This window comes from Variovorax sp. RKNM96 (assembly GCF_017161115.1).
Taxonomy (GTDB): domain Bacteria; phylum Pseudomonadota; class Gammaproteobacteria; order Burkholderiales; family Burkholderiaceae_C; genus Variovorax.
Map to the genome: position 1 here is coordinate 3,970,312 of NZ_CP046508.1, position 26,879 is coordinate 3,997,190.

Here is a 26,879-nt window from a genome sequence, read left to right on the forward strand (position 1 = left end):
ACCAGCGGGCGTTCGTTCGGTTGAACGAACAGGATTCTATTGTTCATTCAAACATTCTGATTCGCACAAAATCGAAATTAATCTCAGGGAAATCCCTCTTTTTTTGTCCGTTTATGTTCGTATTGGATGCTGCATACTTGCCGCGCCTTGCGAATCCGCGATGCAAAGAAAAAAGGAAAAGACAGGCATGACTCGCTTGCTGGTCGTAGGCGGCATCAACATGGACTACGTGTTCGAGGCGCCATGCCTGCCGCGCAATGGCGAGACGCTGGACGGGCAGAGCTTTCGGCGCTCGCCCGGCGGCAAGGGCGCCGACCAGGCGATGGCAGCCACGCGCCTGGGCGCCGAGGCCTGGCTCGTCGGCTGCGCCGGCGACGATGCCGAAGGACATGAGTTGCTCGCACATCTGCGCGCCGAGGGGGTGCGCACCGAGCACGTCGCGATGGCATCCGACGCGCCCACCGGTGCCGCGGCCGTGTTCGCGTGCCGGGGCGAAAGCGCCGTCACCGTGGTGCCGGGTGCCAACCACCGCCTGACTGCCGCCCATGTGCGCGCCGCCGAGCCGCTGTTCGCCCGCAGCGACGTGGTGCTCGCCGAGCTGGGCATTCCGAGCTCGGCCGCCATGGAAGCCGCCGAACTCGCGCACCGTTTCGGCAAGCCCTTTCTGCTGACGCCCTCCCCGGCAGGCGCGGTCCCGCCCGAACTCGCGCGGCGCGTGCATCTCTTCCTGGTCAACCAGCACGAACTGCGGGCGGGCTTCGGCGATGGCGGCGACGACTGGCGTGCCTTACTTGCAAGGTGGCCGGGGCGCATCGTCGTGACGCGCGGCAGCGAAGGCGCGGCGCACGTCGATGCACACGGCACGCTGCACGAGCAGCCCGCCTTCCCTGTGCCAGTGGTCGACACGACCGGCGCCGGCGACGCCTTCGCCGCGACGCTCGCAGTTCATTGGTCCCTCGGCATCCCGCAGGCGATGCGGATGGCCTCTGCAGTGGCAGCCATGGCCGTTCGCGGCTTCGGCTCGCAGAGCGCGCTGCCGACCCGACAGGAACTCAGCGACTTCCTCGAAGCCGCAAGTTGAAGCGTCGAACCAAACCGAAGCGCTGACGTTCGCGGATATCAGCACTTTCGCCGGCTCGAGGGTATGACGCCGGGGCGATACCGCACACACCAATCACGATGGAGCCCGTCGCCGGCTTACAGCAACCTGGATCGTCGGGCCTGCTCGGTCAGCTCCGCCCGGAAATCCGGGTGCGCGATCGCAATGAGCTCCTGTGCCCGCTGCTTCGCCGACTTGCCGCGCAGCTGCGCCACGCCGTATTCGGTGACCACGTAGTTGATGTCGTTCTTGCTCGTGCTCACATGGGTGCCGGGCGAGAGCGAGGGCACGATGCGCGTGATGGTGTCGCCCTTCGCGGTCGAAGGCAGCACGATGAACGCCTTGCCGCCGCGCGAACGGTTGGCCGCGCGCACGAAATCCGACTGCCCACCCGTGCCTGAGTACGGCGCGTGGCCCAGGCTCTCCGAGCCGCATTGCCCCAGCAGGTCGATCTGCAAGGTGGCGTTGATGGCGATCAGGTTGTCGTTCAACCCCGCGAGCGCGGGGTCATTGGTGAAGTTCACCGGATGCATCTCCAGCGACGGGTTGCGGTCCATGAAGCGGTAGAGCTTGCTCGACCCCAGCGCGAAGGTGGCGATGGTCTTGCCAGGCAGGTAGTTCTTGCGCCGGTTGGTGACGGCGCCGCTCTCCACCAGCGTCAGGATGCCGTCGCCGATCATCTCGGTGTGAATGCCCAGGTCGTGCTTTTGCGTGAGCTGCATCACCACCGCGTCGGGGATGCCGCCGTAGCCGATCTGCAGCGTCGAGCCGTCGTCGATCAGGTCGGCCACATGCTTGCCGATGGCTTCCTGCACGGGGCCGATCTTGGGCAGGCCGACTTCCATGACCGGTGCGTCGCTTTCGACCAGCGCCGCCACCTGCGAGATGTGCACATGGCAGTTGCCATGGGCGAAGGGCACGTTCGGGTTCACCTCCAGCACCACTGCGCGCGCCTTGGCGATGGCGGCCATCGTGTAGTCGGCGCCCAGGCTCACGGCGAAATAGCCGTGCGCGTCCATCGGCGAGGCCATGCTGAAGACCACCTCGGCGGGGATCTGGCCGCGCTCGATCTGCGCGGGAATTTCCGAGAAGTAGTTGGGGATGAAATCGATCCAGCCTTCCTGCCCACCCGCGCGCGTGGCACCACCGAAGAACAGCGCGACGTGACGCACATGCTCCACGGTCTCGGGGTCGATGTAGGCGTACTTGCGCATCGCGAGGATCTGCGCGACCTTGACGTCGCGGAAGTCGCGGCGCTGCTCCGACAGGGCCGTGAGCAGCGACGGCGGCTCGCCGACGCCGGTCGGCACGATGATGAGATCGCCATTGCGCACGAGGCGCACGGCATCGGCGGCGGAGACGCGTTTCTTCGCGTACTGGTCCTGGACAGTCATTCGTGCTTTCTATCGCGGCGCATCGGCCTGCGCGTCGTAGGTGCCGCCGCGCGCGGCCTTGTTGCAGCCCGTGCGGAACACGAGCGCCTTCTGGGCCTCTGCGACGTTGGCGGCCTGGCCTTTCCAGAGATCGAGTGCCGGTTGCTGCACGGCGCGCGAGAACGAAAACGTCAGCGCCCAAGGCATGCGCGACTTGAACTTCACGTTCATCGTGTTGAGCCGTGCAGAAGCCAGCTGCGCCGATTGCCCACCCGAGAGAAACGCCACGCCCGGCACCGCGGCAGGTACCGTGCGCAGCAGGCAAGCGACCGTGGCATCGGCCACCGCATCGACGTTGTCCTGCGATTGGCTGACTTGCCCCGGCAGCACCATGTTCGGCTTGAGCAGCATGCCTTCGAGCAGCACGCCCTGTGCATTCAATTCGATGAACACTTCGCGCAAGACCTCTTCGGTGACCTCGGCGCATCGCGCCAGGGAGTGACCGCCGTCCATCAGCACTTCTGGCTCGACGATGGGCACGACGCCGGCCTCCTGGCACAGCGCTGCGTAGCGTGCGAGCGCATGCGCGTTGACGTCGATACAGGCCCGCGTAGGCAGGCCGTCGCCGATGGCGATCACGCCGCGCCATTTGGCGAAACGGGTGCCCATGCCGACGTACTCCGCGAGCCGCTCGCGCAAGCCATCGAGGCCTTCGGTGACGGTCTCGCCGGGATGGCCGGGCAGCGCCTTCGCGCCCGTATCGACCTTGATGCCGGGGATGATTCCCGCATCGGCCAACGCTTTCGCGAATGGCTTTCCGGCGTTGGTGGTCTGGCGGATGGTCTCGTCGAACAGGATCGCGCCGCTGATGCTGTCGGCGAGGCCGGGCGCGGTGACGATCAACTCGCGCCAGTCGCGCCTGGCATCCGCCGTCTGCGGAATGCCGAGTGCAGCGAAACGCTTGTTGCAGGTGGCGTTGCTCTCGTCCATCGCGAGCAGGCCCTTGTTGTCGGCGACCAGCGCCTTCGCGGTATCGATCAATGTCTGTGCAGTCATTGGGGCACCTTTCTGGCGGGCATGGTACGCCCCTGCCCCCTCTGCATCTAGATCACGTTCTTTTCGAGCAAGGGCTTGTTGTCGAGGATGCGCGCAAACGAGACCGGCGAAAGATCGAGGCTGCGGTACTCGCCGAAGCGGATCAGCTCCGCAATGCCGCGCCCCGCCGCCGGGCATTGCTGCAGCCCGTGGCCCGAGAAGCCGTTGGCGAAGAACAGGTTGTCGCAGTCCGGGTGCAGGCCGAGGATCGCGTTGTGGTCGAACACGTTCATCTCGTAGTAGCCGGCCCAGGCGCCGGTCATGCGGATGGCTTCGAAGGCCGGGATCCGCTCGGCGAGCGCGGGCCAGATGAGTTCGTCGAAGGCGGCGTATTCGACGTCGAGCGGTGCGTCATCGTGGTCCTGGTCTTCGGGCGGTGCGAAGCCGCAGATGAACTGGCGGCCTTCGGGGCGCAGCCAGATGCCCGAGGTGTCGATGATCAGCGGGCAGCCAGGCAAGGTCTCGGGGCACGAGAAGCTGAACACGCTGCGGCGGCGGCCGCGCACCGGCAGGTCGATGCCGGCCCACCCGGCCACCTTCGCGGCCCAGGCGCCGGCGGCGTTGACGACGATGTCGGCATCGAGCGTCTCGCCGTTGTCGAGCTGCACGCCGGTCACGGCACGGCCTTCGCGACGCAGGCCCGTGGCATGCGCCTGCACATAGCGCGCGCCCTGCGACGCGGCCTTCTTGCGGAAGGCCTGCAGCAGGCTGTAGCCGTCGTACCAGCCCTCGCCCGAGAGGCCCAGCGATGCGAGTTCGACGCCCTCGGTCGATATCCAAGGAAAGCGCGCCTTCAGTTCGTCGGGCGTCATCAACGCCACGTCCACCGCATGCGCCTTCTGCATCGCATGGTTCTCGCGCAGGACATCGACGCCCGCCGACGAGGCCAGGTACAGGTAGCCCGGCTCGACAAGGCCAATGTCCGGCACGTCGTCGCCGACGCGCAAGGTCTCGCCCAGATGCCGGAAGAAGTCGATGCCGTAGAACGACATCTCGATGTTGATGGCGGTGGAGAACTGCTGCCGGATCGAGCTGGCCGACAGCGCCGACGACGCCTGCTTGTACGAGAAGTCGCGCTCGACCACCGTGACCTCGAAGGGCTCGGCCTGCGGATCCTGGGTCAGGAAGTACGCGATGGCCGAGCCGATGGCCCCGCCGCCGATGATCACCACTCGACGCATGAATGCTCTCTTCCTTGCTTCATCGTTGCTCTCGATGCGTGTATGCCAGTTGCGCCGCGGCGAGGTCCCACAGCGCATGGCCCACGGTCTTGATCAGCACCGGCCGGTCTTGCTTTGCCGGCTCCGCCTTCGCGAAGGCCTGCACGGTGGACCAGTCGATGCCCGCCTGGATCAGGTCGCCCGCCTCGGCGCGCGCACCCTCCAGCGTATCCACAAACACGGCACAGCGGCGCACGAGTTCGGGCGGCACCTCGGCCATGTCGGGGCGGTAGGCGCCGACGGCGATGACGGTGGCGTCCGGCCGTACCCGTGATGGAACCACTGGACTCGACGAGTTGGTGGTGGCGACGATCACGTCGGCTTCTTCCGAAACCTGCGCCGGATCATCGATCGCGCTGGCGTCCACGCCGAGCGTCCGCATGTGCTGCGCCAGTTGCTCGGCATGGGCTTGCGTGCGCGCATGAATCCATAGATGACGCACACCTGCGACTTCCGCGAACGCTTCGGCATGCGAATGCGCCTGCACGCCCGCGCCGATCAGCAGCATGCGGCCTCCCACATTGCGCCCTGCCCTTGCTGCGCCGGCCAGCGACAGCGCCGCGGTGCGTCGGGCCGTCAGCACATTGCCATCCATCGCGAGGAGCCGGGTGCCCGTGGCGGCGTCCATCAGCGTGACCTCGCCCTGCACCACCGGCAACCCGAGGCCGGCGTTGCCGGCATGCACGGTCACGGTCTTGAGCGCCGCGAAGCGCGCATCCGATGCAGGCATCAGCAGCAGCACACCGCCGCCCGCGAGCGGGACCGAGGTCCGGGTCGCAGCATGCGCCTCGCCCCGGCGCTCTCGCTCGAACATCTGCAGCAGCGCCTCGACCAGCGCGCCATAGGGCAGTGCCGCCGCCGTTTCCGCCGCGTTCAGCGTCCGCATGCGTTCCGCGCTCAGGAGCCAGCCACGCGGACGCGCTTGCCGTCCTTGTAGGTGAAGACGGTGAAGTCCGGCTTCTGCAGGTTGCCCTTGGCATCGAAGCTGATGGCGCCGGTGACGCCGTCGAACTTCACCTTGCGCATCGCGGGCAGATAGGCCTCGGGCTCGACCGAGTTGGCCGCGCGCATGCCGGCGGCGAGCGCCATCATGGCGTCGTAGAGGTACGGTGCATAGGTCAGCACCTCGACGCCGAAGCGGGCCTTGTAGCGCTGCTCGAACTCGGCGCCCTTGGAGGTCTTCTCGATCTCCTTGCCGCCGCGCGTGCAGTACAGCAGGTCGTCGACCGCGCCGCCGCTGATCTTGGCGACCTCGTTGGTGCACAGGCCATCGGTGCCGAGCAGCTTCGCGGTGATGCCCAGCTGCTTCATCTGCCGCGCGATGAGGCCGCCCTGCGCGTCCATGCCGCCGTAGAACACCACATCGGGCTGCTTGGCCTTGATGCTGGTGAGGATGGCCATGAAGTCGGTCGCCTTGTCGCTGCCGAACTCCTGCGCGACGACGGTGCCGCCCAACGACTTCACGCCGCGCGTGAACACCTCGGCAGCGCCCTGGCCGTAGGCGGTGCGGTCGTCGATCACCGCGATCTTCTTGGCCTTCAAGTCTTTCACGGTGAAGTCGGCGATGGCCATGCCCACGTCGTCGTCGCTCGCCAGGATGCGGAAGACGTTGTTGTAGCCCTGCTTGGTGAAGGTCGGGTTGGTGGCGGTCGACACGTCGGGCAGGCCCGCGCGGCTGTAGACGGCCGAGGCCGGGATCGCGGCGCCCGAGTTGAAGTGGCCCAGCATGCCCTTCACACCCATGTCGGCCAGCTTGTTGGCCACCACCATGGCCTGTTTCGGGTCGGCCTGGTCGTCTTCGGACTGCAGCACGAACTTGATCTTCTTGCCGCCGATGACGAGGCCCTGCTTGTTGAGGTCCTCGACCGCGAGCCGCGCGCCGTTGTCGTTGTCCTTGCCCCAATGGGCGGCGCCGCCGGTGAGCGGGCCGGCGTGGCCGATGGTGACGGTCTGCTCGGCCTGCGCGAGCGCGGCGGTGGGCAGACCAAGGACGGAAGCCAGTGCAATGCACAGAACAGTGGTCCGGGCAGTGCGACGGGTGCGCAGAACAATCATCGGAAGTCTCCTCATATCGTTGGCAGGGGTCGAGACGCAGAATAGGATCGCGGCGGCATGCGAAACAAACGCTAAATGCGCACAACGTTGTGCAGCGCCGGAAGGAACGAGGCAACGAGAGCCCGGGCACGGCAGGTGCTTGCGGCAGCTGGACAGAAGAGACAACAGGCATTCGATGAGAAAAGACATTCCCAACCTGGGCGCGCTGCAGGCCTTCGAGGCCTCGGCGCGGCTGGGGAGCTTCACCCGCGCGGCCGCCGAGCTGGCGCTGACGCAGAGCGCGGTCGGGCGGCAAGTGGCGATGCTGGAGCAGCGGCTCGGCGTGCCGCTGTTTTCGCGCGTGCGCAGGCGTCTCACGCTGACCGACGTGGGGCGCGAGTACGCGGCGCGCATCCGCCGGCACCTCGACCAGATCCGCCGCGACACGCTGGAGATCAGCGCCGGCCACGACATGGGCTTCGTGCTGGAACTGGCCGTGGTGCCGACCTTCGCAACGCAGTGGCTCATTCCGCGGTTGCCCGATTTCAGCCGGCTGCATCCGAACATCACGGTGAACCTGTCGGCACGCTCGCAGCCCTTCTCCTTCCAGGAAAACGCGTACGACGCGGCGATCTATTTCGGCGACCAGTTCTGGCCCAACACGCGCGGCGGGCTGATCTTTTCAGAGGGCGAGATGGTGCCGATCTGCAGCCCCGCGTTTCGCGATGCCAACGGGCCGTGGGACGAAGCGGGCTTCGAGCGCTGCCGCCATGTGCACCTGAGCACGCGCGCGCATGCATGGCGCGACTGGTATGCGCAGCAGGGGTGGGACTACACGGTGCACGCCTCGCGCGGCCCTCGCTACGAGCTCTTCACGATGGTGGTTGCGGCGACTGCGGCCGGCATGGGCGTCGGCCTCGCGCCGCGCATCCTGATCGAACACGAACTGCGCACCGGCGAACTGGTGATCCCGGTGGACCGGCACCTCGACGTGCCGCAGGGCTACTACTTCGCCTACCCCGAAGGCCGTCCGGCCTCCGGGGCGCTGGAGCACTTCAAGCAGTGGGTGCTCGGGCTGACGCCGGCTTGAACGTCAGACCGGGTTCGGATTGCGCTCGAGAAAGCCCTGCTGGTGCCAGTAGGGATAGGTCCTCGTCACCGCGCTGGCCGCATCGAGTTCGGCGACCTGCGCGGGCGTGAGGTTCCAGCCCACCGCGCCAAGGTTCTGGCGCAACTGCGTTTCGTCGCGCGCACCGACGACCACGCTCGACACCGTCGGCCGCTGCAAGAGCCAGTTGAGCGCGACCTGCGGCACGGTCTTGTCGATTTCTCCGGCGACCTTCTCCAGCGCATCGACCACGCGGTACAGCAGTTCGTCGGCCACCGGCGGCCCCATGTCGGCCGTCACGTGCAGGCGGCTGTTGGCGGGCAGCGGCTGGCCGCGGCGGATCTTGCCCGTGAGGCGTCCCCAGCCCAGCGGGCTCCAGACCACGGCGCCCACGCCCTGGTCCTGCGCGAGCGGCATCAGCTCCCACTCGTACTCGCGGCCGACCAGCGAGTAGTAGGCCTGGTGCGCCACGTAGCGCGCATAGCCGTAGCGCTCCGACACGGCCAGCGACTTCATCAGGTGCCAGCCCGAGAAGTTCGACGCGCCCACATAGCGCAGCTTGCCCGCGCGCACGAGGTCGTCGAGCGTGGAGACTGTCTCCTCGACGGGCGTGCTCGCATCGAAGCCGTGCAGTTGGAAGAGATCGATGTAGTCGGTGCCCAGCCGCTTGAGCGCGCTGTCGACCGCCCGCACGAGATGATGGCGCGACGACCCCACTTCGTTCGCACCCGGGCCGCTGCGGAACGTGACCTTCGTCGAGATGATGAGTTTGTCGCGGGGCCGACCCTTGATGGCCTCGCCGAGCACCGATTCGGCGGCGCCGTCGGAGTAGATGTCGGCGCTGTCGAACATGTTGACGCCCGCGTCGATGCAGATGCCGATGAGCTTGCGCGCCTCGGCCACGTCGGTGCTGCCCCAGGCGCTGAAGAACTCGCCCTTGCCGCCGAAGGTGCCGGTGCCAAAACTCAACACGGGGACCTTGAGGCCCGATTTGCCCAGATGACGGTATTCCAAAGTGCTACTCCTTCGAAGAATGAAGCGGCGGGCCGACCGGCCCGCCGTTGGGCCATTGTTGGCCGGGGCGTTGAACCCCTTCGCGCGTCGGGCTTTGTGGGGGGCGCTGGGTAATATCGACCGGATGCAGATCGCCATTGAAAACCCCGACCAACCCGACGTCATCCAGCTCATCGACGACCTCGACGCGTACCAGAAGCCGCTCTATCCGCCGGAGAGCCACTACGGCATCGACATCGCGGCGCTGTCTGCGCCGAACGTGCTGTTCGCGGTTGCGCGCGATGAGGCAGGCACAGCAGTCGGCTGCGGGGCCATCGTCATGGAGCCCGGGTATGGCGAACTCAAGCGGATGTATGTGCGGCCGGAGAATCGCGGGCAAGGCGTGGCGGCCAAGGTGCTGGCTTTTCTCGAAGGCGAAGCGATGGCCAGGGGCTGCGCGATGTTCAGGCTCGAGACGGGTGTGAGCCAGCCGGAGGCGCTGTCGTTCTATGCGCGCTCGGGGTATGCGCGACGCGAACGGTTCGGGCGTTATCCGGAAGACCCGCTGAGTGTTTTCATGCAGAAGGACGCGGGCTGAGGCCGGCGATGCACATGAGCGATATCCACCAAAGAATCTCGGCCAGCTTCGACGCGCAGGGCTTGATGAAGACCATCGGCGCGAAGCTCGCCTCGGTGACCGACGGCGAAGTGCAGATCGAGATGCCGTTCTCCACGGCGCTGTCGCAGCAGCACGGCTATGTGCATGCGGGCGCGGTCACGAGTCTCGTGGACAGCGCCTGCGGCTACGCGGCGTTGACGAAAGCGCCGCAGGGGTTCGAGGTGGTCACGGCGGAGTTCAAGATCAACTTCGTGCGACCCGCGCTCGGTGAACGCTTCCTGGCGATCGGGCGCGTACAGAGCGCCGGGAAGCTGCTGGCGGTGTGCACGGGCGAGGTCCGGGCGTTCACCGGCGATGGGCCTGACTACAAGGTGATCGCGCTGATGCAGGCCACCGTCGTGAATGTCCAGGGACGATAGGCTGGGTCTTCGCGGCTCACGTCCCGGGGCACGACGGGCATCGGATCTCCGATGCGCTCCTGGCCTTACTTGAAGATCCTCACGATCGCATCTTCGAATGCCAGAACGTCCGCCCCCACGTGGGTGGCATCGAACGCCGTGTCGAGAAGTTGCAGCCCCGCATAGCCTCGAGCCGCCATCCGGCGGTACATCGCCGTCACGTTCGGCTCGTTGCCCCCGCTGACGCAGTGGGCGAGGATCAAGGTGACGGGAAGCGGCCTGCCCGCCAGCGCGTCGAACATCTTCTTTTCAAGGTCGTAGTTCTGGGTTTCCTGCTGCCAGAAGGCGGCTTCGACGGAAATGAAGTACGAGAAGACCAGGTTGTCGGGCGCCTCCAGGAACAGTGCCGTGGCCGCGAGGTTGCCGCTGGTCGAAAGGCCCGTGAGCATCCGCTTCTTCGGGTCCGCGCGGTACTTCGATTCGACATACGGAATCAGCTCCTTCGTGAGGAAGGTGTGATACGCATTGGCACCCGGAAAGTTGTAGTCCTCCTGCCTGCGCGCGCTGTTCCCGATGCCGATGAGGATGGCCTTCGTCCCGCGCTTGACCAGGATGTTCTTCAGATTCGTGAACCGCGTATCGGGCAGGCCGTTGGTGGCATCGCCGTCGAGCGCATAGATGATGGGCACCGCATCGCTGCTGTTGTCATAGGCGGTCGGGATGAAGATCTCGATCGGATAGGGTGCGCCGAGGGCGGTCGACTGGAAGGTATCCGCCACCACGCGGCCGCCGGCCGACGGCCCTGGCTGGGTGGGAACGTTGCCGGTCGGCGGGAGTATCGGCAGACCGCCGCCTCCTCCGCCCCCGCCCCCTCCCCCGCATGCGGACACGGCCGCAAGAATCACGCAACTGCCCATCGCCGCGAGCGCACGGCGAAGCCATTCATGTCTCATGTTTGTTCCTCGTTCCCCCGGTGCAAGTCGCACCGGACCAGATGCTCGCCGCAGGCCGCAACGAGGTCAACGCCGTCCGGCAGTCGCTCGCTTGCGAAACCTATTTCAGGACCCGCGCTACCGCATCCTCGAACGCCGGAATATCCGTCTGCGTGTGCGAAGTCGAGGAAAAGAGGGTCGAGATCAGTTCCAGACCCGGGTAATGCCGGTCGCTCAGTTTCTGGTACAGATCACTCACCGGGACCGCATTGCAGTCGGGGCCGCTGTTGCATCTTGCAAGCAGCAACGTCACCGGAAACTGCTTGCCGGCCGATGCGTTGAACATCTTCTGCTCGAGGGCGTCCAGGTCCGGCTTCTGGGTCAGGCTTCCGAAGGAGCCCTCGAAGGACAGGAAGTACGAGAAGGTCAGCTTGTCCGGCGCTTCCAGCAAGAACGCGATGCCCGTCATCAGGCCACCGAGCGACAGGCCGGTGAGCATGCGTTTCTTCGTGTCGGCGCGGTACTTCGCTTCGATGAACGGAACCAGCTCGAGTGTCAGGAAGTCGTGGTACGCGTTGGCACCGGGCAGCACGTAGTCGGTGCCGCGCCGATCGGTTCCGCCGATGCCGACAAGGATTGCCTTGGCGCCGCGCTTCTCCAGGATGGCCTTGAAGTTATCGAAACGGGTGCCCGGCGGATTGAAATTCGCGTCGCCGTCCGTTGCGTAGATGACGGGGTACGCCGCCGTGTCCGTGTCGTAGGCGGTCGGGATGAAGATGTTGATCGGGTAGGTCGCACCGGTCTTCGCGGACTTGATGCTGTCGGACACCACGCGCCCCGTCGCCGAGGGTGGAGGATTGGCGGGCGGGCTCACCGGCACGATCGGCAAGGCGGCCCCGCCGCCACCTCCTCCTCCACCACCTCCTCCACAGGCAGACAACGCGACCAGCAACGCACAACCGCACACGCACGCCAGCGCGCGCAAGACTCCTCCAGCCTTCATAGCGAATCCTCTTTCTTTTTTGAACGGTGCCATGCGCACCGCGGCGGATCGTCGCTGGCGATCCGGTCAGTAGTCAATGACACAACCGGCCGCGCGCCGCTGCGCGCGATCGCTCCAGGCCGCGAGAACGCGATACCTCGGGGAAACCCCTAGAAGCCGAACCCGCAACGAACCCGAGCGCGTGCTCCCCAGAGGAGAAACCGCGCATCCACCGCTTTTCCAAACCCCTCCACCGTTGGCCCGGTATTTGCAATCTCGATCAAAAATGACAGAAAATTTTCCGTCCTGACTTATATTTGTAAACCAGTTTTCAAAAACCGCACACTTTCGGGCTCCTCCGCACCTTCATGAGCACCCCTGTCGACACCCCAGGCACCACCGTGGCCCAGCGCATTGCGCAGGCGTTGCCGCGGCTGACGCGTTCGCATCGGCAGGTGGCCGACTACGTGCTGGAGCATCCGCTGCAGGTCGCCACGCTGCCCATCGACGAACTCGCGGCCGCCGCGGGCGTCTCGGTCGCCACGGCCAACCGGTTCGCCCGCGCACTGGACTTCGACGGCTACGCCACCTTCCGCGCCGAGCTCGTGCGCGGCTTCGAGTCGCTGGTGGCGCCGGTGGAGCGCCTGCGCGGCAATCTCGAACACCCGACCACGGTGGCCGAGGTGTTCGCCACCGCGCTCGACGAAAGCCGCCGCAACATCGAAGCCACGCGCCAGACCCTCGACTACGCCGCCTGCGAGGCCGCGGTGGAGCGCATCGGCAAGGCGCGCTCGATCTACATCGCAGGCTTCGGCGCGAGCGGCTGGCTCGCGGGTCTGCTGCAGCATGGGCTGGACAGCAGCTGCCCCGACGTGCGCCTGCTGCCGGGCGTGAGCGGCGTCACGCACGCGGCCCGTGCGCTGATGCACGCGGGCCCGAAGGACGTGTTCATCGGCCTCACCTTTCCGCGCTACCTGACCGACACCGTGATGCTCGCGCAGATCGCACGCGAGCAAGGCTGCGGCGTGATCGCGCTCACCGACCGGCCGACCTCCCCGATGGCGCCGCTGGCCGACGTGGCGCTCTATTGCCAGACCGAAACCAACTACCGCCCGAATTGCGAAACCAGCGTGCTCGCGCTGGTCGAGGCGCTGACCAGCGCCGTCGCGCTGCGGGCGCCTGACCCGGTGCAGTCCGCCCGCCGCACGCTGCAGGTGCTGCGGCCCTGGCTGCACGGCGCGAACGGGCTGCCGCGCATCGACGGCATTGCCGCCCGCACCACCGGTACATCCAATGCCGCCGCCCTGAACGGCGCCGGCAAGAAGAAAAAGAAAGCTCTCCGATGAAGAACACCACGCCCGTCATCGCCATCCACGGCGGTGCCGGCACCATCAGCGCCGCCACGACCAGCGCCGCGCAGGCACAGGCGTACCACGACGCGCTGCAGAACATCGTGCGCGCCGCGCAAGCCGCGCTTCTCAAGGGCGCCTCCGCGCTCGACGCCACCTGTCTCGCGGTCGAGCTGCTCGAAGAGTGCCCGCTCTTCAACGCCGGCCACGGCGCGGTCTTCACGCACGAGGAAACCCACGAACTCGATGCCGCCGTGATGGACGGCGCCACGCTCGCCGCCGGCGCCATCGCCGGCGTGTGCCACGTCCGCCGCCCGGTGCGCGCCGCGCGTGCCGTGCTCGAAGACGGCGCGCACGTGCTGCTGGCCGGCGCGGGTGCCGAAGCCTTCGCGCGCGACCACGGGCTCGAGATGGTCGAGCCCTTTTTCTTCTCGACCGAGGCGCGCCGCCAGCAGCTCTACCGCGTGCGCGACACCGGCCGCGTGGTCACCGACCACGAGGGCGCGGCCATGACGCCACCGCTCGATGAAGACAAGAAGTTCGGCACTGTCGGCGCCGTCGCGCTCGACATGCACGGCCACCTCGCCGCAGCCACCTCGACCGGCGGCATGACCAACAAGCGCGTCGGCCGCATCGGCGATTCGCCGTTGATCGGTTCTGGCACCTATGCCGACGACCGCACCGCAGCCATCTCCTGCACCGGCAGCGGGGAAATGTTCATCCGCGTCGCGGCGGCCCACGACATCTGCGCGCGCATGGCCTACGGCGGCGCGACGCTCGAAGCCGCCACGCACGCCGTGGTGCACCAGTCGCTGCCCGCCATCGGCGGTACCGGCGGGCTGATCGCCGTCGACCGCCACGGCAACCTGAGCCTCGCCTTCAACACCGAAGGCATGTACCGCGGCCACGCGCGCGGCGACGAAACGCCTATCACGGCCATCTTCGCCTGACACGCGCCCCCTCTTTCCCTCGCACTCCCATGTCCACCCCTGCCCTCGCCCTGCCGGACGGCCGCGTTCTCGCCGTCGACGACCTCACCGTGCGCTTCTCGACCTCCGAGCGCACCGTCGATGCCGTCAAGAACCTTTCCTTCCACGTCGACCATGGCGAAACGCTCGCGGTGGTGGGCGAATCGGGGTCGGGCAAGTCGGTCACCTCGCTCGCGCTGATGCGGCTGGTGGAACACGGCGGCGGGCGCATTCTCGGCGGGCGCATGGCGTTCCGCCGCCGCAATGGCGAGGTGCTCGACCTCGCACAGGCGCGCGACGGCACGATGCGCGGCATCCGCGGCGCGGACATCGCGATGATCTTCCAGGAGCCGATGACATCGCTGAACCCGGTGTTCACCGCAGGCGACCAGATCGCCGAGGCCATCCGCATCCACCAGGGCAAGACGAATGCGGCCGCGCGCGCCGAGGCGCTGCGCATGCTCGAACTCGTGCGCATTCCCGAAGCGCGCAACGTGCTCGACCGCTTTCCGCACCAGCTCTCGGGCGGCATGCGCCAGCGCGTGATGATCGCGATGGCGCTGTCGTGCAAGCCGCAGCTGCTGATCGCCGACGAGCCCACCACCGCGCTCGACGTGACGATCCAGGCGCAGATCCTTCAGCTCATCCGCGAACTGCAGAAAGAGATGCGCATGGGCGTGCTCTTCATCACGCACGACATGGGCGTGGTGGCCGAGATTGCCGACCGCGTGCTCGTGATGTACCGCGGCGACAAGGTCGAAGCGGGCTCTTCCGACACGGTGTTCGCAGCGCCGCAGCACCCCTACACGAAGGCATTGCTGTCGGCCGTGCCGAAGCTCGGCGCGATGCAGGGCACGGACCTCCCGGCCAAGTTCGAACTGCTGCGCACCGAAGGCAGCCCCGACACCGTTCCTTGCACCAATACCACGCCGCAGACCACTGTGCGCAAAGAAGCCGGCCCGATCTTGCGCGTGCGCGACCTCGTCACACGCTTCGACGTACGCAGCGGCATCTTCGGCCGCGTGAAGCGCCGCGTGCATGCGGTGGAAAAGATCAGCTTCGACCTGTACCCCGGCGAAACGCTGGCCCTGGTCGGCGAATCGGGCTGCGGCAAGTCGACCACCGGCCGCTCGCTGCTGCGCCTGGTCGAGAGCCAGAGCGGCGCGATCGAGTTCGGCGGGCAGAACATCCGCGAACTGCCAACCCGAGAACTGCAGGCGCTGCGCCGGAACATCCAGTTCATCTTCCAGGACCCGTTCGCCTCGCTCGATCCGCGCGTGACGGTGGGCTTCTCGATCATGGAACCGCTGCTGATCCACAACATTGCCAAGGGCGCCGAGGCGCAGCAGCGCGTCGACTGGCTGCTGCAGAAGGTGGGCCTGCCGCCCGAGGTGGCGCAGCGCTATCCGCACGAGTTCTCGGGCGGACAACGGCAGCGCATCGCGATTGCACGTGCCCTCGCGCTCAATCCGAAGGTGGTGGTGGCCGACGAATCGGTGTCGGCGCTCGACGTGTCGATCCAGGCGCAGATCGTCAACCTCATGCTCGACCTGCAGCGCGAGCTGGGCGTGGCGTTTCTCTTCATCTCGCACGACATGGCCGTGGTCGAGCGCATCAGCCACCGCGTGGCCGTGATGTATCTCGGCCAGATCGTGGAGATCGGCCCGCGTCGCGCGGTGTTCGAAGCACCGCAGCACGCCTACACCCGCAAGCTGATGGCCGCGGTGCCGGTCGCCGACCCCTCGCGCCGCCACAAGCCGCGCGCGCTGCTCGAAGGCGAGATCCCGAGCCCCATTCGCGCGGTGGGCGACGAGCCCGACGTGCCGCCGCTGGTGCAGGTCGCGCCCGGCCATTTCGTTGCGCGGCATGCCATCGGCGGCGCGTTCTGATTTTTTGATTTTTCATCCCGCAGGCCCCCCTGCTTTTTTCCTCGAACCGACTGGAGTTCTTCCATGAAGCAATCTTCTTCCTCCCTGCGATGGGCATCCGCACTGCTGGGCCTGGCGGCACTGGCCGCATCGGGCACGGCGCTCGCCTCCAAAGACGTGGTGCTGTCGATCGGCTACCAGCCGGAAACGCTGGACCCGTACAACACCAACACGACCATCACCACGGCCGTGACCAAGACCTTCTATGAAGGCCTGTTCCAGTTCGACAAGGACCTGAAGGTGCAGAACGTGCTCGCCGAGAGCTACGACGTGTCGAAGGACGGCCTGGTCTACACCATCAAGCTGCGCAGCGGCGTCAAGTTCCACGACGGCACCGACTTCAACGCCGAAGCCGTGAAGGTCACGCTCGACCGCGTGCTGAACCAGGACAACAAGCTCCTGCGCTACAACCAGTTCAACCGCGTGGGCAAGGTCGAGGCGCTGAACCCGACGACCGTGCGCATCACGCTGAAGGAGCCCTTCGGCCCCTTCATCAACTCGCTGGCCCACGCCTCGGCCGCGATGATTTCGCCCACCGCGCTGAAGAAGTGGGGCAACAAGGACATCGCCTTCCACCCTGTGGGCACCGGCCCCTTCGAATTCGTCGAGTGGAAGCAGACCGACGCGGTCAAGGCCAAGAAGTTCGACGGCTACTGGAAGAAGGGCTTCCCGAAGATCGACAACCTGCAGTGGAAGCCGGTGCTCGAGAACAACACGCGCGCCGCGATGCTGCAGACCGGCGAAGCCGACTTCGCATTCCCCATTCCCTACGAGCAGGCCGAGCTGCTGAAGAAGAGCGACAAGCTCGAAGTGGTGGCCTCGCCCTCGATCATCACGCGCTTCCTCGCATTCAACATGCTGGTGAAGCCCTACGACAACCCGAAGGTGCGCGAAGCCATCGGCTACGCGATCAACAAGGAAGCGCTGTCGAAGGTCGCCTTCGGCGGCTATGCCTTCCCCGCGCAAGGCGTGATGCCCCAGGGCGTGAAGTTCGCCGAGAAGATGGCGCCGATTCCCTACGACGTGAAGAAGGCCAAGGAACTGCTGAAGGAAGCCGGCTACCCCGACGGTTTCGAGTCGGTGCTCTGGAGCGCCTACAACAACACGACCAGCCAGAAGACCATCCAGTTCGTGCAGCAGCAGCTCGCGCAAGTGGGCATCAAGCTGCAGGTGCAGGCGCTCGAAGTGGGTCAGCGCACCGAGCAGGTGGATGCATGGCCCGATCCGAAGACGGCCAAGGTGCGCATGTACTACACGGGCTGGTCGTCGTCCACGGGTGAAGCCGACTGGGGCCTGCGTCCGCTGTTCGCCTCCGAATCGTGGGCGCCGAAGCTGAACAACATGTCGTTCTACAAGAGCGACGTGGTGGACAACGCGCTCGCCAAGGCGCTGGTGACGGTCGACGACAAGGAAAAGGCCGCGCTCTACAAGACCGCACAGGACGAGATCCGCAAGGACCTACCGCGCGTGCCGCTGGTCACGGAGCAGAACCTGTCGGCCCATGCCAAGCGCCTGTCGGGTGTGTACGTGATGCCTGACGCGAACATCAACATCGACGCGATCGCTGTCTCGAACTGATTGAGCGCGCACCGGGCGATGGCATCGCGCCATCGCCCGCACGCGACACCCGCACCCCATGCTGAATTACTTTCTCAAACGCCTGCTGGGCCTGATCCCGACGCTGCTCATCGTGGCCGTGCTGGTGTTCCTGTTCGTCCACATGCTGCCCGGCGACCCCGCGCGCCTCGCGGCCGGCCAGGAGGCCGACGAGCAGACCGTGGCCATGGTCCGCGCGGAGCTCGGCCTCGACAAGCCGCTGCCCCAGCAGTTCGTGAACTTCTTCACCCACATGCTGCAGGGCGACTTCGGCACCTCGATCCGCACGCGGCGGCCGGTGTCGACGGAGATCGGCGAGCGCTTCTTCCCGACGGTGATGCTGACCATCACCAGCATGGTGTGGGCGGTGATTTTCGGCATGGGCATCGGCATCGTCTCGGCCGTGTACCGCAACAAATGGCCCGACCGCATCGGCATGACGCTGGCGGTGTCGGGCATCTCTTTCCCCGCATTTGCATTGGGCATGCTGCTGATGCAGATCTTCTCGGTGCAACTCGGCTGGCTGCCCACCGTGGGCGCCGCGACCTGGAAGCACTACATCCTGCCCTCGATCACTTTGGGCGCGGCCGTGGCGGCCGTGATGGCGCGCTTCACGCGCGCCTCGTTCGTCGAAGTGATCCAGGAAGATTTCGTTCGCACCGCGCGCGCCAAGGGTGTGCGCGAATCCAGCGTGGTGTTCAAGCACACGCTGCGCAATGCGCTGATCCCCGTGGTCACCATGATGGGCCTGCAGTTCGGCTTCCTGCTGGGCGGCTCCATCCTCGTGGAGGCGGTGTTCAACTGGCCCGGCCTCGGCCGCCTGCTGGTCGATGCCGTGCAGATGCGCGACTACCCCGTCATCCAGACGCTGGTGTTGTTGTTCTCGCTCGAGTTCATTTTGATCAATCTGGTGGTCGATGTGCTGTACGGCTACATCAACCCCACCATCCGCTACAAGTGAGCACGCCGACATGACGCAAGCTTCCGGCGTGCCTGCCGACACCCTTCTTCCGACCTCCCCGGTCGCCACCCTCCAACACGCCGGCAAGGTCCGCACGCCCTGGGGCGAATGCTGGCGCCGCTTCAAGAAACAGCCAGTGGGCATCGTCGCGGCGATCTTCGTGTTGCTGCTGGTGTTCGTGGCGGTGTTCGCACCGTGGATCGTGCCGTTCGATCCCGAAAACTTCTTCGACTACGACATGCTGAACAGCGGGCCCTCGGCCACGCACTGGTTCGGCGTCGATCCGCTGGGCCGCGACATCTTCAGCCGCATCCTGGCGGGCGCGCGCATCTCGCTGATGGCGGGCTTTCTCTCGGTGCTGGTGGGCGGCTTCATCGGCACGGCCTTCGGCCTGCTCGCGGGCTACTACGAGGGCTGGTGGGACCGCATCGTGATGCGCATCTCGGACGTGCTCTTCGCCTTCCCCGGCATCCTGCTGGCGCTGGGCGTGGTCGCCATCCTGGGCAGCAGCATGACCAACGTGGTGGTGGCGGTGTCGGTGTTCAGCGTGCCGGCCTTTGCGCGCCTGGTGCGCGGCAACACGCTGGTGCTCAAGCAGCAGACCTACATCGAGGCCGAGCGCAGCATCGGCGCGTCGGACTGGACCATCATCGTGCGGCACATCCTGCCGGGCACGATCTCGTCGATCGTCGTGTACTTCTCGATGCGCGTGGGCACCTCGATCATCACGGCGGCGAGCCTCTCGTTCCTTGGCATGGGCGCGCAACCGCCGACGCCTGAATGGGGTGCGATGCTCAGCGAAGCGCGCGCCGACATGGTGACCTCGCCGCACGTGGCGCTGTTCCCGAGCCTGGCCATCTTCTTCACCGTGCTCGCCTTCAACCTGCTGGGCGATGCATTGCGCGATGCGCTCGATCCGAAGATCGACCGCGAGTAACCGTTCTTCATGGCATCGACGAACACCCTGCCCTACATCGGTACCCTGCTCCAGGGCGCGCGCAACGCCATCACCGACGTCGAAGGCGTCACGGTCGGCCACCAGACGCTGGACGACGGCGGCGTGCAGACGGGCGTGACGGTGATCCGCCCGCATGCCGGCGATCCGTTCCGCGACAAGGTGCCGGCCGCCGCCGTGGTGCTCAACGGCTTCGGCAAGAGCGTGGGGCTGGTGCAGCTCGCCGAACTCGGTGTGCTGGAGACGCCGATCGCGCTGACCAACACGTTCTCGGTCGGCACCGTGGCGACGGCGCAGATCCGGCATTGCCTCGCGGCCAACCCCGAGAGCGGCCGGTCGCTGCCCACGGTGAACCCGCTGGTCTTCGAGTGCAACGACGGCTTTCTCAACGACATCCAGCGGCTGGCGATCACCGAGGCCGACTACCTGCAGGCGCTCGACGCCGCCGGCCCCGACTTCGCGCAAGGCTCGGTCGGCGCGGGGCGCGGCATGTCGAGCTTCCAGCTCAAGGGCGGCATCGGCAGCGCCTCGCGGCGCGTGTCGTCGCCCTGCGGTGAAGTGCACACGGTAGGCGCGCTCGTGCTGGCGAACTACGGCCGGCAGCCGCAGCTGGTGCTGGCCAGCCACGCGGTCGGCGAGCGGCTGGCCGCGCAGAACACGCCCGAATTCAAGGAGCCCGAGAAGGGCTCGATCATCATCGTGGTCGCGACCGATGCGCCGCTCGACGCGCGCCAACTGCGCCGCCTCGCGCTGCGTGCAGGCGCGGGCCTGGCGCGCACCGGCTCGGTCTTCGGCCATGGCAGCGGCGACATCGTGCTCGCCTTCTCGACCGCCTACACCGTGCCCGACCGCGTCGACCGCCCGATGCCGACGATCGCGATGGTGCACGACGGGCTGCTCGACGGCCTCTTCCAGGCCGCGGCCGACAGCACCGAGCAGGCCATTCTTCATGCGCTGTGGCGCGCCACGGCCGTGACGGGCCGCGATGGCAATCACCGGGCGGCGCTCTCGGAGCTGCTGCCACCTTCTTCCCTCTTTTCTCTCGCGGAAACACGCGCCCCCTCATGAAAGTCCTGATCTCCACCGACATCGAAGGCGTTGCGGGCGTCTACCACCACGAGCAGGCACGGCAAGGCAACCCCGAATACGAACGCGCGCGCCTGCTGATGGCGCACGAAGCCAGCGCGGCGATTGCCGGCGCCTTCGACGCGGGTGCCACCGAGGTGCTGGTCAACGATTCGCACGGCGGTTTCCGCAACATGCCGCCGGATGTGCTCGATGCGCGCGCCCGTGTCGTGCAGGGCAAGCCGCGCTACCTGAGCATGGTGGCGGGCGTGGACGAAGGTGTGGACGCGGTCTGCATGGTCGGCTATCACTCGCGTGCACAGGGGCGCGGCATCCTTGCGCACACGATCAACGGCTTTGCCTTTGCGGGCATCCGGTTCGGGGACCAGGAGCTGGGCGAGGCCGGGATCTACGGCGCGCTGGCCGGCGAGTACGGCGTGCCCGTGGTGATGGGCAGCGGAGATGACGTGTTCATCTCCGAGAACCGCGCGCTCTTTCCGCATGCGACGTTTGTCGAGACGAAGAAGGCGACGGGGTTCAACAGCGGCGTGTCGCTTTCGCCGGAGCAATCGCGCAAGGCGATCCGTGCCGGCGTGGTTCAGGCGCTGGCTGCGCGCGGCAATGCAAGTCCGCTGGTCTTCAAGGGCCCGCAGGTGGTCACGCTGCGCACCCAGTCGCCGATGATGGCTGACCTGTTCTGCCAGTGGCCGACGTTCGAGCGCGTTGATGGCGTCACGCTGCGCTTCAACGCCGACACGGTGGAAGCGGCGGTGCGCATGCTGAACTGCTGCTCGGCCATGTCGTCGATGCTGCGCTGACGAAGCGCAGCATCGAGCACGCGGGGGTGCTCAACCTTCTGCGATGTTCGCTCGGGCAGCCGTTCGCCGCCAGTCCGCCGGCGACGTGCCCATGCGCTTCTTGAAGGCCAGCCTGAAGGCCCCCACCGATTGGTAACCCACTTTCTCGGCGACCGCCTCGGTCGATGACGAGGGGTTCTGCAGTTCGTTGATCGCCAGGCCGATGCGGATGTCGGTCAGGAGGTCGCTCGCCGAGCGCCCCACCCGGTCCTGGAAGTGCCGCGCCATGGTGGCCCGGGACATGTGGCACAGCCGTGCGAGTTCGGGCAGCGTCCATGGATGCGCCGGGTCGTCGAGCATGGCTGCCAGGGCGGGCGCAAGGCGCGGGTGCCCTGCCAAGGCCAGCAGGCCGACCGGTGCGTCTTCGGATTCGCCGGCCAGGCGCAGCGCGACGGTGAAGAGCGCCGCCGACAACGCATTCAGCATGGCGAGTCCCCCCAAGGCATCGGCCGTGGACTCGGTGCGCATCATCTCCACGAGGCGCGTGACCTGCGCGTGCGTCGCGCGCTGCGCCTCGGTCGTGTCTGCAGCGCCCCGTATGACGAGCGTGGAAGGCAGGTAGTCGCGCACCAGCCGTTCGTGATGGGGGGCCAGCACGAACCGTCCGCACAGCATGTCCAGGCGCTCGCCGCGCCCGCTGTTCTCGCTCACGACGACGCTGAGGTTTTCGCGCTTCTTCACCCGCCCCGGCTTGGCGCCGCTTCCGTCGTGCAGCACGTGAGCGGAGCCGTGCGTCATCAACACGATGTCGCCCGCCGACAGTTCGTGGGGCGCACCGCCATCCGGGCTCTCGATCACGGCGCTGCCGCTGAGGACCACGTGATAGGGCATCTCGCCCGCCGGCGAGGGCTCGTAGACGACGCGCCAGGGTGCGCCGTACAGGCACCGGAGTTCCAGCCGGCCACTGACCGGGATCATGCCGAGGAAGCGACTGAGCCAATCCATGCGAGATCCTGAAGACTCCGTGTTGAGACGATTCGATAGTTTATTGACCACATTCCGCCTTATCAAGCTCATTCCCGAGCCATACAGTCAAGGCTTCTCAACAACGTTTCTTCTCAGGATCTTCACCATGACCCGCATCGCCACCCCCGCCATCGACACCGCAACCGGCGCCACCGCCGAGGTCTACGCACAGATCAAGAAGGCCGCCGGCAGCGTGCCCAACACCTTCGCCACCCTCGGCGCGCACGGTCCCGCCGCCCTGAAGGCCGTGCTGCAGGCCGATGGCGCACTCGCCGGCGGCTCGCTGAGCAAGCAGGACCAGGAGACCATCAAGCTGGCGGTCAGCAAGGTCGCCGGTTGCGACTACTGCGTGGCCGCGCACAGCCTGCTGGGCAAGTTCGCGGGGCTGCCGCAGGACGTGCTCAAGGCCATTCGCGACGGGCAACCCACCGGTGACGCCAAGCGCGATGCGCTCGTGCATTTCGTGAGCAAGCTGGTTCGCACGAGCGGCACGATCAGCCAGGGCGAATTCGATGCGATCAAGGCGGCCGGCTACACCGACACGCAGCTGGTGGACATCAGCCTGGCCATCGCGGTGACGGTGTTCACGAACGTGTTCAACCGCATCAACGACACCGCGGTGGATTTCCCCGCGGTGGCCTGAACCGCGCACGCACCCAGGAGAGATCGCCATGACGAACACGGCCGTTGAAATCGATGCGTTCATTGCCGGCCTGCGGGCTTCGGGGCTGGAAGAACGGGCCCTGCGCAAAGGAAGCAAGGCGCCCGACGTCACCTTGCCCGATGCGCTGGGGCGCCCGGTTCGTCTGGGCGACCTGTGGAAGGACGGCCCGCTGGTGGTGTCGTTCTATCGCGGTGGATGGTGCCCGTACTGCAACACCGAGCTTCGCGCACTGCAGCAGCGCCTGGGCGAGCTGCACGGGCTCGGGGCGAAGCTGGTGGCGATTTCTCCGCAGACGCCGGACCACTCGATGAGCACGGCACGGAAAAATGCCCTGGCGTTCCCCGTGCTGAGCGACTCGAACCTGGATGCCGCGCACGGCTTCGGCATCGGCACGACGCTGGCGCCGGAACTCGTGGACCTGTACGGCGCGGGCGGGGTCAACCTGCCGGTGCTCAACGGCAACGGGCAATGGGTGCTGCCGGTGCCGGCGACGTTCGTGATCGATGAGGCTGGCGTGATCCGGTTTGCGCATGTGGATGTGGATTACCGGGAGCGGGCGGATCTGGATGAGGTGGTTGCGGCGATCGGGCGTACTCGGCACGCTGAGGCCGCTTGAATTGCGTTTGGCTGTTGGGCTTGCCTGCGATTCAACTGCTGCTCAGCGATGCTGCGCTGAGTTGCTTTTCTTTCTCTTTGCTGAGGGCGGAGGCCGGGTCTCGCCCCGGCAGGCGACTTACTTTCTTTTGCTTCGCCAAAAGAACGTAAGCAAAGAAAAGGCGACCCTGCTGTCTGCGTCCCTTCGCTTCGCTACGGGCAACCTGCGGTGCTCACGTTTCGCGGGGTCTCGCCCAAACTCGCTTCGCTCAAACAAGGGCGAGCCCTGATCCGCGAAACGCTCCGCTCCTCGGCGCATACAGAAGGGATTTGGGGACCGGCATGCCATCGCTTCGCTCGGCCACGGTGCCCTCACCCCAGCCCTCTCCCAAAGGGAGAGGGAGCCAATCCAAGCCCAAGCCGAGCGAAGCAAAGGCCCGATTGCAAGCCGAGCACAGCGATGGCACGTTCGTCTCCCCCTCCCCTCTGGCTGCGCCGAGGAGCGCAGCGTTTCGCGGATCAGGGCTCGCAGCTGTTTGAGCGAAGCGAGTTCTGCGAGACCCCGCGAAACGCGAGCACCGCAGGTTGCCCGTAGCGCAGCGAAGGGTCGCAGACAGTGGGGTCGCCTTTTCTTTGGCTACTTTCTTTTGGCGAAGCAAAAGAAAGTAGCTCGCCCGCCGGGGCGAGACCCGGCCTCGGAAAGAAAACCAGATCAATGCCTACGAAACCCAGCAGTTCCTAAAATCCTCGAGCCCGGCACCCGGTTTCCGCCCGTTCGCCTTATCCGGAATAAGCATCCAACCGCCCCGAAACCCGCATGAACACTGGCGAATAAGCTTATCCGCATAAAGCGCGAACCAAAAAATAGTTTGTTTCCATAAGGCCCGCTTTCAGAATCTCGGCTTCTTGCTGGGGCGCTGGACGCACCGCACTTCAAGACACAGCACGCACGATGTACCAATACACAGAATTCGATCGCCAGTTCGTTCACCAACGGGCCGCCCAGTTCAGAGACCAGCTCGAGCGCTGGCAAAAGGGCCGCCTGCACGAGGACGAGTTTCGCCCGCTGCGGCTGCAGAACGGCTGGTACGTCCAGCGCTATGCGCCGATGCTGCGTGTGGCAGTGCCCTACGGCGAGTTCTCGAGCCGCCAGTTGCGCGTGCTGGCCAAGATCGCCCGCGAATACGACGAGCCCGAAGCCGAGGTCTACCGAAAGGCCATCGAGACGCAGGGCCTCCTCGGCAGCCACAAGCTCCCGACCCACTACGCCCACTTCTCGACGCGCCAGAACGTCCAGTACAACTGGATTCCGCTCGCCAAGTCGGCCGACGTGATGGACCTGCTCGCTTCGGTCGACATGCACGGCATCCAGACCAGCGGCAACTGCATCCGCAACATCACGAGTGACGAGCGCGCCGGCATTGCGGTCGACGAGATCGCCGATCCGCGTCCGTTCGCGGAAATCATGCGCCAATGGAGCACGCTGCACCCCGAGTTCGCCTTCCTGCCGCGCAAGTTCAAGATCGCCATCACCGGCGCCACCGAAGACCGTGCCGCCACCGGCTGGCATGACGTGGGCCTGCATGTGGTGAAGAACGAAGCCGGCGAGATCGGCTTTCGCGTGCAGGTGGGCGGCGGCATGGGCCGCACCCCCATCATCGGCACGGTGCTGCGCGAGTTCCTGCCGTGGCAGCAGATCATGAATTACCTCGAAGCGGTGATCCGGGTCTACAACCGCTATGGCCGCCGCGACAACATCTACAAGGCGCGCATCAAGATCCTGGTGAAGGCCGAAGGCCAGCGCTACATCGACGACGTCGATGCCGAGTACAAGCAGATCCTCGAGCACGACGGCGCGCCGCACACCATCACGCAGGAAGAGTACGACCGCGTGGCCGCCTCCTTCGTGCCGCCGACGCTCGCCACCCGCGTGCTGCAGAGCGCCGAGAAGACCGATGCCGAGCTGCGCGCCCACGCCGCCGACGACGTGCAGTTCGCCCGCTGGCTCGCCCGCAACGTGGCACCGCACAAGAATCCCGCGCTGCGCGCCGTCACGCTGTCGTTCAAGCGCCTGAAGCAGGCCCCCGGCGACGCGTCGGCCGACCAGCTCGACACGCTCGCGCAACTGGCCGACCGCTTCTCGGCCGGCGAAGCCCGCGTGACGCACGACCAGAACGTGGTGCTGCCCTGGGTGCACGCCGAAGACCTGCACGCGCTGTGGCTCGCCGCCCGCGCCGCAGGCCTGGCCAGCGCCAACGTGCACCTCCTGACCGACATGATCGCCTGCCCGGGCGGCGACTTCTGCGCGCTGGCCAATGCGCGCTCCATTCCCATCGCCGAAGCGATCACCGAGCGTTATCAAGACCTCGACGAGCTCGACGACCTGGGCGAGATCGACCTGCACATCAGCGGCTGCATCAACTCCTGCGGCCACCACCACAGCGGCCACATCGGCATCCTGGGCGTCGACAAGGACGGCAAGGAGTGGTACCAGGTCACCCTCGGCGGCTCGGACGGCTCCGCGCTCAGCGGCACGCCGCAGGCCGGCAAGGCGGTCGGCCCCTCGTTCTCGGCGGCCGAAGTGCCGGGCGTGATCGAGGCCGTGCTCACCACCTACCGCGACACCCGTGTGTCGGGCGAGACCTTCATCGACACGCTGCGCCGCGTCGGACCCGATCCCTTCAAGACCGCAGCCAACGGTGCGCGATTCAAGGTGGAGGAAGCAGCATGAACAAGACGTTGAACATCCTCTCGGCCGAAGAACACATCGACGACGGCGACCCGAAGGTCTTGCAGCTCGCCAACGACGCCGACCCGCTCGCCATCGAGGTGTGCCTGGCCGACATTGAGCGCATCGACCTGAATTTTCCGAAGTTCACCGACGGCCGCGCGTACAGCCAGGCCTTCCTGCTGCGCCGCAGGCTGGGCTTCACGGGCGACATCCGCGCCACGGGCGACGTGCTGATCGACCAGCTGGTGCAGATGGAACGCACCGGTTTCTCCAGCGCCGTGCTGAAGGAAGGTGTGGACGCCTCCGACGCGCAGCGCCAGTTCGACCGCTTCTCTGCCTTCTACCAGGGCGATGCGGTGAAGACCGCGCCGCACTTCGTGGCCGGCAGCTGA

25 protein-coding genes are annotated in these 26,879 nt (G+C 66.5%); 16 read left to right on the plus strand and 9 right to left on the minus strand.

Going from position 1 to position 26,879, the window contains the following annotated elements; translation table 11 throughout:
- The first annotated feature begins 187 nt into the window (after positions 1–187).
- Entirely contained in the window at positions 188–1,081 is an 894-nt protein-coding gene (locus GNX71_RS18250) for a ribokinase (protein ID WP_206173627.1), read from the plus strand.
- A 116-nt stretch (positions 1,082–1,197) separates the two neighbouring features.
- On the opposite strand, the gene GNX71_RS18255 is transcribed toward GNX71_RS18250, so the two are convergent.
- From GNX71_RS18255 to GNX71_RS18275, 5 genes are read right to left on the minus strand one after another with little or no spacing between them, the layout of a single operon-like run.
- Positions 1,198–2,493 carry an acetyl-CoA hydrolase/transferase family protein gene (locus GNX71_RS18255; protein WP_206173628.1) on the minus strand — a complete coding sequence of 432 codons (1,296 nt, stop codon included), beginning with the start codon at positions 2,491–2,493 and terminating at the stop codon, positions 1,198–1,200.
- Between the two features lie 9 nt (positions 2,494–2,502).
- Positions 2,503–3,528: a class I fructose-bisphosphate aldolase gene (locus GNX71_RS18260; protein ID WP_206173629.1), complete on the minus strand. Its 1,026-nt coding sequence runs from the start codon at positions 3,526–3,528 to the stop codon at positions 2,503–2,505.
- Positions 3,529–3,575: 47 nt separating this feature from the next.
- Positions 3,576–4,748: an FAD-binding oxidoreductase gene (locus tag GNX71_RS18265; protein WP_206173630.1), complete on the minus strand. Its 1,173-nt coding sequence runs from the start codon at positions 4,746–4,748 to the stop codon at positions 3,576–3,578.
- A 19-nt stretch (positions 4,749–4,767) separates the two neighbouring features.
- Positions 4,768–5,673, minus strand: a complete 906-nt coding sequence (locus GNX71_RS18270) for a delta(1)-pyrroline-2-carboxylate reductase family protein (RefSeq protein WP_206173631.1) — start codon at positions 5,671–5,673, stop codon at positions 4,768–4,770.
- An 11-nt stretch (positions 5,674–5,684) separates the two neighbouring features.
- Positions 5,685–6,842 (minus strand): branched-chain amino acid ABC transporter substrate-binding protein, encoded by a 1,158-nt coding sequence (locus tag GNX71_RS18275; protein WP_206173632.1) that lies wholly within the window; start codon positions 6,840–6,842, stop codon positions 5,685–5,687.
- Positions 6,843–7,017: 175 nt separating this feature from the next.
- On the opposite strand from GNX71_RS18275, the gene GNX71_RS18280 reads away from it, so the two are divergent.
- Entirely contained in the window at positions 7,018–7,911 is an 894-nt protein-coding gene (locus GNX71_RS18280; protein WP_093432232.1) for a LysR substrate-binding domain-containing protein, read from the plus strand.
- Positions 7,912–7,914: 3 nt separating this feature from the next.
- On the opposite strand, the gene GNX71_RS18285 is transcribed toward GNX71_RS18280, so the two are convergent.
- Entirely contained in the window at positions 7,915–8,943 is a 1,029-nt protein-coding gene (locus tag GNX71_RS18285; RefSeq protein WP_206173633.1) for an aldo/keto reductase, read from the minus strand.
- A 124-nt stretch (positions 8,944–9,067) separates the two neighbouring features.
- On the opposite strand from GNX71_RS18285, the gene GNX71_RS18290 reads away from it, so the two are divergent.
- Entirely contained in the window at positions 9,068–9,520 is a 453-nt protein-coding gene (locus GNX71_RS18290) for a GNAT family N-acetyltransferase (RefSeq protein ID WP_206179550.1), read from the plus strand.
- 14 nt (positions 9,521–9,534) lie between these two features.
- Positions 9,535–9,960, plus strand: coding sequence for a PaaI family thioesterase (locus tag GNX71_RS18295; RefSeq protein ID WP_206173634.1), 426 nt, complete (start codon positions 9,535–9,537; stop codon positions 9,958–9,960).
- Between the two features lie 65 nt (positions 9,961–10,025).
- On the opposite strand, the gene GNX71_RS18300 is transcribed toward GNX71_RS18295, so the two are convergent.
- Together GNX71_RS18300 and GNX71_RS18305 are read right to left on the minus strand one after the other, a co-directional pair.
- Complete coding sequence (locus GNX71_RS18300; protein ID WP_206173635.1) at positions 10,026–10,892, minus strand: alpha/beta hydrolase-fold protein; 867 nt, start codon at positions 10,890–10,892, stop codon at positions 10,026–10,028.
- Between the two features lie 100 nt (positions 10,893–10,992).
- Positions 10,993–11,907 (minus strand): alpha/beta hydrolase-fold protein, encoded by a 915-nt coding sequence (locus GNX71_RS18305; RefSeq protein ID WP_241026972.1) that lies wholly within the window; start codon positions 11,905–11,907, stop codon positions 10,993–10,995.
- 314 nt (positions 11,908–12,221) lie between these two features.
- Here GNX71_RS18305 and GNX71_RS18310 point away from each other — a divergent pair, with 314 nt between their 5' ends.
- From GNX71_RS18310 to GNX71_RS18345, 8 genes are all read left to right on the plus strand, one after another.
- A complete protein-coding gene (locus GNX71_RS18310) occupies positions 12,222–13,199 on the plus strand; it encodes a MurR/RpiR family transcriptional regulator (protein ID WP_206173636.1) in 978 nt (325 codons plus the stop codon).
- Entirely contained in the window at positions 13,196–14,152 is a 957-nt protein-coding gene (locus GNX71_RS18315) for an isoaspartyl peptidase/L-asparaginase (protein WP_206173637.1), read from the plus strand. The genes GNX71_RS18310 and GNX71_RS18315 overlap by 4 nt, the downstream gene beginning before the upstream one ends.
- Before the next feature lie 29 nt (positions 14,153–14,181).
- Positions 14,182–16,059 carry a dipeptide ABC transporter ATP-binding protein gene (locus GNX71_RS18320; RefSeq protein WP_206173638.1) on the plus strand — a complete coding sequence of 626 codons (1,878 nt, stop codon included), beginning with the start codon at positions 14,182–14,184 and terminating at the stop codon, positions 16,057–16,059.
- 63 nt (positions 16,060–16,122) lie between these two features.
- A complete protein-coding gene (gene gsiB, locus GNX71_RS18325; protein WP_206173639.1) occupies positions 16,123–17,676 on the plus strand; it encodes a glutathione ABC transporter substrate-binding protein GsiB in 1,554 nt (517 codons plus the stop codon).
- A gap of 58 nt (positions 17,677–17,734) precedes the next feature.
- Positions 17,735–18,655, plus strand: coding sequence for a glutathione ABC transporter permease GsiC (gsiC, locus tag GNX71_RS18330; RefSeq protein WP_206173640.1), 921 nt, complete (start codon positions 17,735–17,737; stop codon positions 18,653–18,655).
- Between the two features lie 10 nt (positions 18,656–18,665).
- A complete protein-coding gene (gene gsiD, locus GNX71_RS18335; RefSeq protein ID WP_042579669.1) occupies positions 18,666–19,592 on the plus strand; it encodes a glutathione ABC transporter permease GsiD in 927 nt (308 codons plus the stop codon).
- 9 nt (positions 19,593–19,601) lie between these two features.
- Positions 19,602–20,678 (plus strand): P1 family peptidase, encoded by a 1,077-nt coding sequence (locus GNX71_RS18340; RefSeq protein WP_206173641.1) that lies wholly within the window; start codon positions 19,602–19,604, stop codon positions 20,676–20,678.
- Positions 20,675–21,493: a M55 family metallopeptidase gene (locus GNX71_RS18345; RefSeq protein ID WP_206173642.1), complete on the plus strand. Its 819-nt coding sequence runs from the start codon at positions 20,675–20,677 to the stop codon at positions 21,491–21,493. The genes GNX71_RS18340 and GNX71_RS18345 overlap by 4 nt, the downstream gene beginning before the upstream one ends.
- A gap of 30 nt (positions 21,494–21,523) precedes the next feature.
- On the opposite strand, the gene GNX71_RS18350 is transcribed toward GNX71_RS18345, so the two are convergent.
- Positions 21,524–22,477, minus strand: a complete 954-nt coding sequence (locus tag GNX71_RS18350; protein ID WP_206173643.1) for a cupin domain-containing protein — start codon at positions 22,475–22,477, stop codon at positions 21,524–21,526.
- Positions 22,478–22,604: 127 nt separating this feature from the next.
- Between GNX71_RS18350 and GNX71_RS18355 the strand changes: the two genes are divergently transcribed.
- The 4 genes from GNX71_RS18355 to GNX71_RS18370 all read left to right on the plus strand — a co-directional run bounded on the left by GNX71_RS18355 (position 22,605) and on the right by GNX71_RS18370 (position 26,879).
- Positions 22,605–23,141 (plus strand): carboxymuconolactone decarboxylase family protein, encoded by a 537-nt coding sequence (locus tag GNX71_RS18355; protein WP_206173644.1) that lies wholly within the window; start codon positions 22,605–22,607, stop codon positions 23,139–23,141.
- Between the two features lie 28 nt (positions 23,142–23,169).
- A complete protein-coding gene (locus tag GNX71_RS18360; RefSeq protein ID WP_206173645.1) occupies positions 23,170–23,778 on the plus strand; it encodes a peroxiredoxin-like family protein in 609 nt (202 codons plus the stop codon).
- A 930-nt stretch (positions 23,779–24,708) separates the two neighbouring features.
- Positions 24,709–26,487 (plus strand): nitrite/sulfite reductase, encoded by a 1,779-nt coding sequence (locus GNX71_RS18365; RefSeq protein WP_206173646.1) that lies wholly within the window; start codon positions 24,709–24,711, stop codon positions 26,485–26,487.
- Positions 26,484–26,879 carry a DUF934 domain-containing protein gene (locus GNX71_RS18370; protein ID WP_042582854.1) on the plus strand — a complete coding sequence of 132 codons (396 nt, stop codon included), beginning with the start codon at positions 26,484–26,486 and terminating at the stop codon, positions 26,877–26,879. The genes GNX71_RS18365 and GNX71_RS18370 overlap by 4 nt, the downstream gene beginning before the upstream one ends.